General features: G+C 35.5%; 5 protein-coding genes and 1 tRNA gene. 2 read left to right on the top strand and 4 right to left on the bottom strand.

Annotation, left to right across the window (positions count from 1 at the left end):
• Positions 1-2 precede the first annotated feature (2 nt).
• Positions 3-3062: a SusC/RagA family TonB-linked outer membrane protein gene (locus EYD45_RS04030; protein WP_130963071.1), complete on the bottom strand. Its 3060-nt coding sequence runs from the start codon at positions 3060-3062 to the stop codon at positions 3-5.
• Between the two features lie 244 nt (positions 3063-3306).
• Positions 3307-7404, bottom strand: a complete 4098-nt coding sequence (locus EYD45_RS04025) for a hybrid sensor histidine kinase/response regulator transcription factor (RefSeq protein WP_165453884.1) — start codon at positions 7402-7404, stop codon at positions 3307-3309.
• A 195-nt stretch (positions 7405-7599) separates the two neighbouring features.
• Here EYD45_RS04025 and EYD45_RS04020 point away from each other — a divergent pair, with 195 nt between their 5' ends.
• Together EYD45_RS04020 and EYD45_RS04015 are read left to right on the top strand one after the other, a co-directional pair.
• Positions 7600-8496 carry a hypothetical protein gene (locus EYD45_RS04020; protein ID WP_130963069.1) on the top strand — a complete coding sequence of 299 codons (897 nt, stop codon included), beginning with the start codon at positions 7600-7602 and terminating at the stop codon, positions 8494-8496.
• 35 nt (positions 8497-8531) lie between these two features.
• Positions 8532-11186 (top strand): glycoside hydrolase family 3 C-terminal domain-containing protein, encoded by a 2655-nt coding sequence (locus EYD45_RS04015; protein WP_130963068.1) that lies wholly within the window; start codon positions 8532-8534, stop codon positions 11184-11186.
• An 81-nt stretch (positions 11187-11267) separates the two neighbouring features.
• Here the strand turns inward: EYD45_RS04015 and EYD45_RS04010 are convergent.
• Positions 11268-11341, bottom strand: a tRNA-Arg gene (locus EYD45_RS04010).
• Positions 11342-11350: 9 nt separating this feature from the next.
• A complete protein-coding gene (locus EYD45_RS04005) occupies positions 11351-11800 on the bottom strand; it encodes a GatB/YqeY domain-containing protein (RefSeq protein ID WP_130963067.1) in 450 nt (149 codons plus the stop codon).
• Positions 11801-11815 lie beyond the last annotated feature (15 nt).

Raw genomic sequence — 11815 nt, 5'->3', positions numbered from 1 at the left:
TTTTAAAACTCTATTTGAATTCCGCTCAATACGGTAACTGGTCTTGGTTGGGCACTTCTATCAATTCCTAGTCCATCTACAAGTCCTAGCGCATTGTAAAATGGTGCTATTTCTGGATCGAGCCCTGTGTAATTAGTTAAAGTTAACAAATTTTGACCCTGAACATAAATCCTAAGCTTTTTAATTAATCCATTGCCTGATTTATTAATCCAATTACTTGGAAGATTATAACCAACAGTAACGTTTCTTAACCTAAGATAAGAGGCATCTTCAACGTAACGAGAAGAAATTTCATTATTAATGTTTGATCCAAACCTAAATCTTGGTATATCTGTAATATCGCCTGGATTTTGCCATCTACGTATTACGCGAGTGCCGTAATTCAACCCGTTATCTAAACCTTCTAAATAGTAAATGTTACTATTAAAAGCATCAACACCTTGTACGCCATTGAATAGAACATTAAAATCCCAGCCTTTATATTCAGCTCTCAAGTTTACAGAATATGTAAAGTCTGGATTAGGATCACCTATAACCGCCCTATCACCTAAAGTGACTAATCCATCACCGTCGATATCGAGATACCTTACGTCACCAGGTTGCACTGGTACAGCAGCATTACCATTATTCGGTAACTCCGCATCTATTTGCTCTTGAGTAGAATAAACGCCATCAGCTACTAAACCAAAAAAATGAAATGGTGCTTCACCTACAGCTAACCTATTTAAAGGAGCAGCAAATGGTGGATTCAGTCTGGCACGTTCTATAGGTTCACCGCTAACACCTAAACTCTCAACAACATTTTGAGCAGTTGTTAAATTGGCCCAAAAATTCCATTTAAAATCTCCTGTGTAATCATTGTATCCTAAGGTGAACTCAAAACCTTCTACATCTACAATACCTACATTTCTTATAACTGACGGTCCTGTTTGCGCATTCCCAGGAATACCAGCGGATGCCGCCAATTCTACCGGTATTAATAAATCCTCACTTCTGTTTTTGAAATAATCAACAGTAACCTGTATCTGATCGTTCAAAATTCCTAAATTAAAACCATAGTTTTGCTTAATTTGCGTTTCCCATCTTATGTCAGGATTAGCTGCATTATTAGGACTAATACCAGTTGCTGTTTCATTATTAATGGAAGAAGGTAAATTTAAACCTAATGTTGGCAGGAATTGGTTAACGGTATTACCAGTTCTATTATTTCCGGTCTCTCCATAACTTGCTCTTAGTTTCAGGTTATTAATCCAATCAACATCAAAGAAAGATTCGTTAGTTACGTTCCAACCTAATGCCCCAGAGAAAAACCATTCTGAAGCATTTTCAGGAGCAAATCTTGAGGACGTGTCTCTACGCCCAGAAGCACTCACCGAATATCTTTTATCAAATTCATACCCTCCAAGAAACAAAATAGAATTTAAGTTTTCTGGAACAGAAAAAGATGTGGCTCTGGCATTTGGCGAAAATACCTCAGGAATACTTGAAGAAACCGTGTTATTATCAGATATGGAAGATGACTCTAATTTAATTTTCGTTTGTTCTAAAACGGCGGAGGCATTAACAGAATGTTTGCCATAATCCCTATCAAAACCCAATGTATTTGTAAATATGGTTTGAGAAACTGTCTGCCTATTTTTGGTTACAAAATTTATAGGGTTTTCAAATCTACCACCACCCTCTTCGAAAGCTCTATTTTGCGCATCAAATAAATTCAAATTGGCATTTAAACCAAATTGTGTTCTAAAAGTAAGTCCTTTAGCCAATTTAAAAGTAGCATACAAACTACCTATAACAGATGAAAATCTTGATAAGTTATCGTTGGTATCTTGTATTCTTATTTGATTTCTTGCGTCATTAAGATCGCCTGAGGCAGTTCCACCAAAAAGACCATTTTGGTCGACAATTGGTACATAGGGTGCTTGCCCAATAATATTCCACAAAGGGTCTCTACCCTCAAATCGTTCTGGAAGAACGGTTTCGCTATGCGCTAAAGCGAGAGTTTGTCCTATATCTACCCAATCAGCTATACTCGCATCTGCATTTATATTCAACGTTGATCGGTTAAAACCAGTGTCTATATATACACCATCTTGACTAAGCCTAGAAAAACCAATATTAAACCTAGCTTTTTCACTACCTCCGTTTATATTACCGTTAACATTGTATAAGGGCGCTTGTCTAAAATAAGCATCTTGCCAGTCAGTATCTACACCATTACCATCAAATAAGGGATCATCATTTATTCTTCCTATTGGATCATCTGGCCCTCCATTTTGCCCTACCAGTGCATTTATTTCTCTCAAGAATTGAATATACTGTGTAGTATTCATAATGTCATACCTTCTGTTAAACTCCTGAATCCCTGCAGAAGCTTGAACTGTAAAGGAAGCTTTTCCAGCCTTTCCTTTTTTAGTTGTTATTAAAACCACACCATTGGTTCCTCTTGAACCATATACTGCAAGTGAAGCGGCATCTTTTAATATGTCAACTTTTTCTACACTTGATAAGTCGAGACTATTAATACTGTTAGTAAAAACACCATCAACCACGTAAAGTGGCGTACCATCTCCAAATGTATTGACACCTCGTATTTGCACCAGAGTTTGAGACCCCGGAGAACCACCATTAGTAATAGTTACACCAGCGGCTCTTCCTTGAAGCGCTTGACCTAAATCCGCTGTTGGAAACTCACTAAGATCCTCAGATTTCACAACAGAAATTGGCGTATTTCTTTGCGTTCCGTAAGTTACAATAACCACTTCATCCAGACCGACTAAGTCCTCGTCTAGAAAAACGTTTATCTCTTTTTGCCCTGAGTATGTAACTTCTTTAGTTATAAAACCTACAAAAGAATATACTATAACGTCGCCATTACTGAGATTGTCCAAGGTGTACTTTCCATCAAAATTTGTAACCACGCCTTTAGTTTGGTTTTTTACAGTAACGTTAGCTCCTGGTAGTGGTCCTGAGTTAGAAGTAACTGTACCAGTGACTGTTTGTCCTATGATTTGACCTACAATGGTCAAAAAGAAAACAATACATAAGTTCTTTAATTTCATGTTAGAATTTAGTTTTGATTAAATAGTTTTAGTTTCTTGTTTGTGTCACAAATTGTTATAAGTGAGACTAACAACTGCTTTACTGATTGCAATTTATATCTAGTAATTGCAACGGGAGCAATTTATTTGATGCAATAAATATTTCATATGTTGCATTTGGACATTATCCACAAATACCTTTGTTTTATATGGTTTTTTAAACGCCGTTACAGTCTAAAAACAAAACATCCATAAGAACTATTATTTAATCACTTTTTCTGCTTTTAGGCAATTCTCCAAACTGTTTCTTATAACATACTGTAAAATATGATGCAGACAGGAAACCAACTTTATGGGCTACTTCACTTACATTTAAATTTTTATCATTTTGAAAAATCACCTTAGACCTTTCTAATCTTACTCTTCTTATAAACTGTATAGGAGACAACCCTGTTAACGTTTTTATCTTTCTATAAACCTGACTTCTACTTAGACAAAGATGAGAAGACAGCTTTTCTACATTCAAATCAGGGTTTTCAATATTTTCATAAATAAACCCTAGTACTTTTTGAATAAAATCATTGTCCAAATCCGTTTCCCTTTTCTCTTCAATCAAAGATGCTGCTGTATTAGCGTATTTCTCAGATAACTTTTCACTTTTTGCAAGAAGTTCCTCCAGAACAACCATTAATTCATCATTATCAAAAGGCTTCACGATATATGCGTCAGCACCTCCCTTTATCGCCTTTATTCTATCTTCGCTTAGGTTTTTTGCTGTAAGCATTACTAAAGGTATTCTGCTTAGATTAGGATCATTTTTAACTTTTTTGCAAAACTCTATACCATCCATAATTGGCATTATTAAGTCTGAAATAATTATATCCGGACTATGCTCCATAGTTTTCAACCATCCTTCTTGCCCGTCGGACGCCAAAACCAAATCGTATTCTTCTTTTAAGACGGATACCAGATAATCTTGAAGATCTACGTTATCCTCTACAATAAGTAACTTTTTCTTTAATTCTTTTTTCGAGAGAATATCTTCAATGTCATAAACTTTAGATTTAGAGGCTACAGGTAGCTGCTCAATTTTATCAGACAATTTCGATGAAAATTCCTCGTCTTTAAAATACTCTCTTTCGTAAGGCAAAAACACCTTAAAGCTTGAACCCTTGCCTAATTCACTCTCCACCTCTATCAGCCCTTTATGGAGTTTAATAAAGTTTTTAACCATATCTAAACCCACTCCAGTACTACCGTAGTAAGATTTGTTTAACTGCCCTACTTGATAAAATCGTTCAAAAATTCTGTTATAATCTTTTTGGTCTATACCTGGTCCATTGTCCTTAACACTAATTTCTATAACAGGAATAGGAGTGTCTTTATCTATCAAGGGCAATATCTTTTTGTTTTTAGAAGAAATCTTTACTCGTATTTTTCCTTTGTTTGGGGTTACCTTAAAAGCGTTGGACAACAAATTAAACAATACCTTATCAAGTATTCCTTTATCTGCCCATATAGCAAAATCTATGCTTTCATATTTTAAATCCAGTTGTATTGACCTTCTTTTAGACTCTTCATTAAAAAAACTAAGAATGCTCTTTGTACTTTTAACAATATTAAACTCACTCACTCTTAATTGAAGCTTATTGGATTGTAGCTTTCTAAAATCCATAAGTTCGTTTATCAATCTAGATAGACGTTCAGCATTTTTATAAATGATATGATATTTTTGTTGTACAGATTTTGATGCTTCTGAATTATGCTTCTCTATAAGCTCTTTTATTGGGTTTATTATTAAGGTAAGTGGTGTTCTAAACTCATGTGAAATATTAGTGAAAAATTGAAGTTTTTGCTGTTGTAGCTCCACTTTTTGCTTTCTTCGTTCTCTTTCAAGTCTAAAGGTATTTCGTTCATTCACATACTTGCGATAAGAATGCATTCCAACTATTACTAATACACCAAAACAAATAATGTAAGCAATGTACGCCCAAATAGTTTTCCACCACGGAGATTGCACCTGTATCTTGAGAATAGCAGATGCATCATTCCATATATTATCATTATTTGAAGCCTTCAATTTAAACGTGTAATCTCCTGGCTCAAGATTGGTATAAGTTGCATTCATTTTTGACCCCACATAGTTCCATTCATGCTCAAAACCCTCCAAAAGATAGGCATACTGATTTTTTTCTGGTCTTGTAAAACTAACAGCACCATAATCTATAGTAATAACGCGTTGATCATGCCTTAGCGATATTACGTTAGTATCGCTTTTAATAGCCAAAGGACTATCCTTATCACGTTTATTTACTTTTTTATTAAATAATTTTACATCTTTAAGATAGGGTTTTGCTAAATAAGGGTTATAGGATATATTTTGTGGATTTATAATATTAACACCACTTTTAGTGCCTAAATATAAATTGTTATTATTATCTAATATTGCTGCGCCATCGGCCAAAAAGTTTTCAAGCAAACCATCATAAATAGTAAATTGGACAACATCCTTGGTTTCTCTATTAATTTTAAGAATTCCCTGTTTACTACTAACCCAAAGCTCATTTTTTACAGGCTCATAAATGGTGTTTACAAATGATAGATCAAAACCTTCTAACTCAAAAGACTCAAAGGACTTCTTATCCCTTTTGTATTCAAACAACCCACCGCCATTCGTCCCACACCATACTGTTCCGTCCTGCGTCTCATAGATGTCTAAAATCCTATTAGAACTGGGGTGACCAGCAAATTTAGACGAAATAGAGTCATTATGTGCTGTAACCACATACTCATTATCTCTATTCTCGATTTGATACAAACCAGACGACGTTCCTATCCAAATATGACCAGAACTATCGTTGTGTATCACCTTAACATCCTTATCTACAAGCTCTGAACTGGCATAAAACTCCCCACTCGGCGAGTGAATTTTTCCTGTACTATAATCAAAATAAAAAATACCTTCTAAAAAAGAACCTATCCATACCTTCCCAGTACTATCTTCGGCGAAACATTTAACTTTATTAGTTTTTAGAGCTCCGTAGGTATTAACCTTATTGAAATTGACAAAGGTTTTACTCCCTTTTTTTAGAAAGAAAAGTCCCTCTCCCCATGTAGCAACCCAAGCATTACCTTTACTATCGATAAAAACATCTTCAATGTATAGTCCCCTTTTCAAGCCTTTATATTCCGAGCTTTGTTTCCCATAAATATTGGTTAAAAAACCATTATTTGTATTTAAAACGTCTATTCCATTTATTTGAGCTATCCATATATTACCATCTCCTGTTTTCGCAAAAGCTTTTATCTCATTGGTATGAATGCTATTTCCATCCTCTTTTCTATCAATAGATTCAAACTTACTATAGTGCTCATCAAAAAAGCCTAACCCATTTTCATAATACCCCAACCACAACCTTTTTTCATCATCTAAATACATAGACCAAACAGAATCTGAACCCACTCCGTTGAGATTAGTCACACTATACAAATAGTGCTTTACTATTTCTCCCGTCTGATCTAAAACAAAAAGACCTTCGTTTTCAACGGATATAAAAGTATGATCTAAACCGCTGGTGATAGCCATTGTAGCACTATCAACGATATCTAACTTATCGAAAGTAACTAGCGACTTTTTTAAATCACCCTTATAGGTTCCGTTTTTAAGCGTGCCTATCCATAGAATTTCTTGTTTATCAATATGTAAACTTGTTATATGCTCCCCTAAAACATCGGCTCCCAAACTTATCTCTTCAAACTCTCCTAACTGATGATATCGTTCTACATTCAATCCATAATTTGTAGCTGCGTATAAATTCCCTTTCGCAGAAAACTTCATATCTAAAATCCCCTGACCTTCTAGTCCATAATCTTTTAACATGCCACTCTCCACATCTAATACCATAATTCCATCATAAGTTCCCACCAGCAACCTTTCTTCGTATTCAGCAAAGCTTAAGATACTAATATAGCCGTTTTCCAAGCCGCTAAAGTATGAGTGATTATAACGATTAAATGAATTTTGCTTTTCGTTATATGCACATAATCCTGCATCTGTTCCAATCCATAATTGCCCAGAACCATCTAAAAAAAGAGCAGTTATTGAATTACTGTTAACACTTTTAACATCTTCTATATTATGCCCATAGTAATTATAAGAAAAGCCATTGTATTTATACAAGCCAGCACCATCGGTGCCTATCCACAAAAAACCATTTCTATCACGAACTATAGATGTGATGGGGCGTTGAAATATATTATTTTCAACCGTGTTGAACTTTAAAGCAGTAAAATCAATTTGAGAATAACCGTTCACCATGCTTAGGAAAAACATAGCTAACAATAAATATCTGTAAAATTTCAAAACATAGCGTTTTATAATTATCATAAATTATGTTGCATTTAGACACCAAATAAATGCAATTTGAAACTAATAACAATAAAATATGTAGCATTTTAGACCTCAAATGTTGCAAATACAAAATTCACAAATGCTCACGTGCTTTTAAAAACCAGTAAAAGGCTATATTGTTCAATAAATTTAAAATAACTTAAAACTATGCGACCTTTTTTATCGTTAATCGTAATTCTTTTATTTGTTTCCTGTAACAGAGAAGCTGGGTTTGACGCCATACTTATAGAAGGACCTGCTCCTGAAAGTGTTCAAGCTAACATAGCTTTTAATAATTCAGAACCTCCATTCGAGGTAACAGTAAGTCCTACTGCAATTGGAGCAACAGCTTTTGAAGTATTATCGGGACTTCCAGGTGACACCCCTACTCTTATTGGTATTCAACAAGAAGTTATGTATATATACCCAGAATCTGATGAGACCTTTTTCGTTACAATCAAGGCCATTGCACCAAATGGTAAAGTAACAGAACAACTTTTTGAAGTAATACCTCCTGCTGATCCTTGTACACAGATTTTCAGTGCACCAGCTACTTGGGATGATGGCAACATAGCATTTTCTTTTGGATTTAATGGGGTAGATCTTGCAACAGTTGAAAACCCAGATCCATCAGGAGCGAATCCTGAGGTTTCAAATGTTTTGCAAATTACACAAGATGGTGGAGGAAACTTTGATGGTTTTGGTGTTCAAATGAATAGCCCAATAGATTTTAGTAGTAATGGTGAAAATGATGATAAGATTGTAAGACTCAAGTTTTGGTCAGACACACAAATACCTGTAAGATTAACTGTGCAACAAGACCCTAACAACGACACAGAACGTGAAGCTGAAGTTAATCTTATACATACTGGAACAGGCTGGGAGGAACTAAGGTTTGATTTTACAACAGCCACTGCTGGATTTACAGGATCTGGCGCTTTAGGAATTCCTGACTTTACACCTTTTGAGCCTACAGGACAGTACATAAGATTTCAAATGTTTATTAGTCCAGGAGACGATGTATCTGGTACATTCTACTTAGACGACGTAGGTGTTTGCCCATAATTAAGTACATCTCTAACTAAAATAGGAATTAATTAATGAATTTTCACATACGCATTATGCTCCTTTTTGTTTTGAGCATTGTAGCAGCATGCTCTAGCGACAAGCCTCACAATACAAAAGAAAATAAAGAAGCTCCAAACTTTGAAAAAAAGGCAAAAGAACTTGTAGCTCAAATGACGCTAGAAGAAAAAGTAGGGCAAATGAACTACGAATCTCCTGCCATAGAGAGACTTGGGATCCCTGAATACAATTGGTGGAACGAATGTTTACATGGTGTTGGTCGTGCGGGAAAAGCTACTGTGTTTCCGCAAGCAATAGGACTTTCAGCCATGTTTGATAAAAATCAAATGAGCAAAATATCTGAAATAATATCGGATGAAGCTCGTGCAAAACACCATGAATTTGCTTCACGAGGCAAAAGAGGAATCTATCAAGGCCTTACATACTGGACACCCAATATCAACATTTTTAGAGATCCGCGATGGGGTCGAGGTATGGAAACCTATGGAGAAGATCCCTATCTCGCCGGAGAATTGGCAGTAAGATTTATAAAAGGACTCCAAGGAGACGACCCTAATTATTTAAAACTTGTGGCAACTGCAAAACACTTTGCGGTACACAGTGGCCCTGAAATTGATCGTCATAGATTCAATGCGGAACCTAGTGCTCAGGATTTTTTAAATACGTATAGTCCTCATTTTGAAAAAGTGGTTAAAGAAGCCAAAGTATACTCAATAATGTGTGCTTACAATAGCTACTTTGGAGAACCTTGCTGCGGAAGCAAAAAATTAAGTAGCTTATTACGTGATGACTGGGGCTTTGATGGTTACATTGTTTCCGATTGTTGGGCCATTAGAGATTTTTATGATAAAGGAGCACACGAAATAAGTGCCAATGCAAAAGAAGCTTCTGCTATGGCAGTAAAAGCTGGGACAGATTTAAACTGCGGAAATTCATACCCTGCTTTAGTGCAAGCCGTAAAAGATGGGTTAATTACAGAATCTGAACTTGATGTTTCTCTAGAAAGGTTAATGGTAGCACGTCTAAAACTTGGCTTGTTTGCACCTAAAGGCGCTGTTAAATATGAAACTATCCCTTACGATGTTGTAGATTCTGAAAAACATAGGCTTGCAGCTCTTGAAACTGCTCGTAAATCTATGGTGTTATTAAAAAACGATAACAACGTACTTCCGCTTGACAAAAATAAGGTTAAAAAAGTTGCCGTAATTGGATCTAATGCAGACGACTTAGAGGTATTACTAGGTAATTACAATGGGTATCCAGAGGAACCAATAACACCTCTAAAGGGCTTACAAAATAAATTACCAAATGCAGAGGTAGTTTATGCTACTGGGTGCAAATTAGCCGAAGGATTACCTGTTTTTGAAGCTATTCCAAACACAGTACTATTTACAGATCAAACCAAAAGTACAACAGGCCTAAAAGCCGAATATTATGATAATATTACTTTTTCAGGGACGCCAAAGCATACTAGAGTTGATAAAACTGTAGATTTTACTTGGAGAAATACGTCTCCATTTCCAGACATAGCTTATGATGCCTATTCTGTGAGATGGTCTGGCATACTTTCCGTCGATAAAACAGGTAATTATGCATTAGGAGGTGAAGCATTCTCATCAATGCAACTATTTTTAGATGATAAACTTTTAATGCAAAGAAAAGATGTACATCATCCAAAAAAGATATATGAATACGTAAAACTTCAAGCTGGAAAACAGTATAACATTCGTTTTGAATGTATTCAAGACAATACAGAACATTCCATAATGCGTTTGCTTTGGGAGTCGCCTAAAGACAATTTAGAACAAGAGGCACTAAATATAGCGAAAGATGCAGATGCTATTGTTTTATGTATGGGTATTAGTCCGTTGCTGGAGGGCGAAGAAATGAAAGTAAAAGTTGATGGGTTTTCAGGAGGCGATCGTGTCAACACAAAACTTCCTAAGACGCAAACAGACCTAATCAAAAAGATTCAATCACTCGGAAAACCAACAATACTAGTCTTACTAAATGGCAGTGCACTCTCAATAAACTGGGAAAATGAAAATGTTCCAGCAATAATAGAAGCATGGTATCCTGGACAAGCCGGTGGTACTGCGATAGCTGATGTTATTTTTGGAGATTACAACCCTGCTGGAAGATTGCCCGTAACGTTTTATAAAAGTATCAATGACATACCAGCATTTAGTGATTATGATATGAAAGGTAAAACGTATCGTTATTTTAAAGGTGATCCGTTATATGAGTTCGGTTATGGGCTGAGCTATACCAAATTTAAATATGATAATTTTAAAGCTCCTAAAAATCTTGAAGCTGGCAATGATTTTACTGTTGAAGTTGAAGTTGAAAATGTTGGATCTTTAAAAGGCGAGGAAGTTATACAATTGTATTTTGAAAATCCTAATGCTGATGAATTTAACCCGCATAAAACGCTTGTAGCTTTTGATAGAGTTGTATTTGAGCCTAACGAAAAGAAAACCATTAAATTCCAAGTTAAAAAGGAGCAACTATCTATTGTAAATAATAATGGGGAAAAAATTATTGAACCAGGAGTATATCAATTATCTATTGGTGGGGCTCAACCTTCTAAAGCAAGAGTAAAAAATGGGGCTGTACTTTCTAAGAGGCTAAATATTACTGGAAAGACATTTAGATTGTCCAATAATTAAATCCGTAATATTAGGACAATCTTCCTAATTGATAACATAAAACCCCTTTAAATACTTTAAAGGGGGATTGTGATTTATTAGTGACCGCGGAGGGATTCGAACCCCCAACCCTCAGAGCCGAAATCTGATATTCTATCCAGTTGAACTACGCAGCCTTTATTATTTTAAGCTAGTTTTGCCTTTACAATAGTAGATATGGTTTTGCCATCGGCTTGTCCAGCTAGTTCCTTGCTTACAATACCCATAACTTTCCCCATATCTTTCATACCCTCTGCACCAACCTGATCAATAGTTGCAACAACTACTTTTTCAATTTCAGCTTCACTTAATGCTTCTGGTAAAAACTGACTTATAATTTCAGCTTCAGCTAATTCAGGTGCAGCCAAATCTTCTCTCCCTTGTTCAATATAAACTGCAGCACTATCTTTTCTCTGCTTTACTTGCTTTTGAAGTATTTTCAGTTCTTGCTCCTCACTTAAGTCATCTCCCGCTCCACTTTCTGTTTTAGCTAGTAAAATTGCCGATTTAACTGCTCTTAAAGCCGTCAATGCAGTTTGATCTTTGGCTTTCATAGCATCTTTTAAAGCAGACATTATATCTTGTTGTAAACTCATAATAGGTAAAATTGA

It is taken from the genome of Hyunsoonleella flava (assembly GCF_004310325.1).
GTDB classification, from domain to species: domain Bacteria; phylum Bacteroidota; class Bacteroidia; order Flavobacteriales; family Flavobacteriaceae; genus Jejuia; species Jejuia flava.
Note: the sequence above shows the minus strand (reverse complement) of the source record. Positions and strands in the feature narration are given on the sequence as shown.

Coding starts and splice junctions, on each gene's coding strand:
- EYD45_RS04030 (WP_130963071.1), bottom strand. CDS start 3,062: ATGAAATTAAAGAACTTATGTATTGTTTTCTTTTTGACCATTGTAGGT.
- EYD45_RS04020 (WP_130963069.1), top strand. CDS start 7,600: ATGCGACCTTTTTTATCGTTAATCGTAATTCTTTTATTTGTTTCCTGT.
- EYD45_RS04015 (WP_130963068.1), top strand. CDS start 8,532: ATGAATTTTCACATACGCATTATGCTCCTTTTTGTTTTGAGCATTGTA.
- EYD45_RS04005 (WP_130963067.1), bottom strand. CDS start 11,800: ATGAGTTTACAACAAGATATAATGTCTGCTTTAAAAGATGCTATGAAA.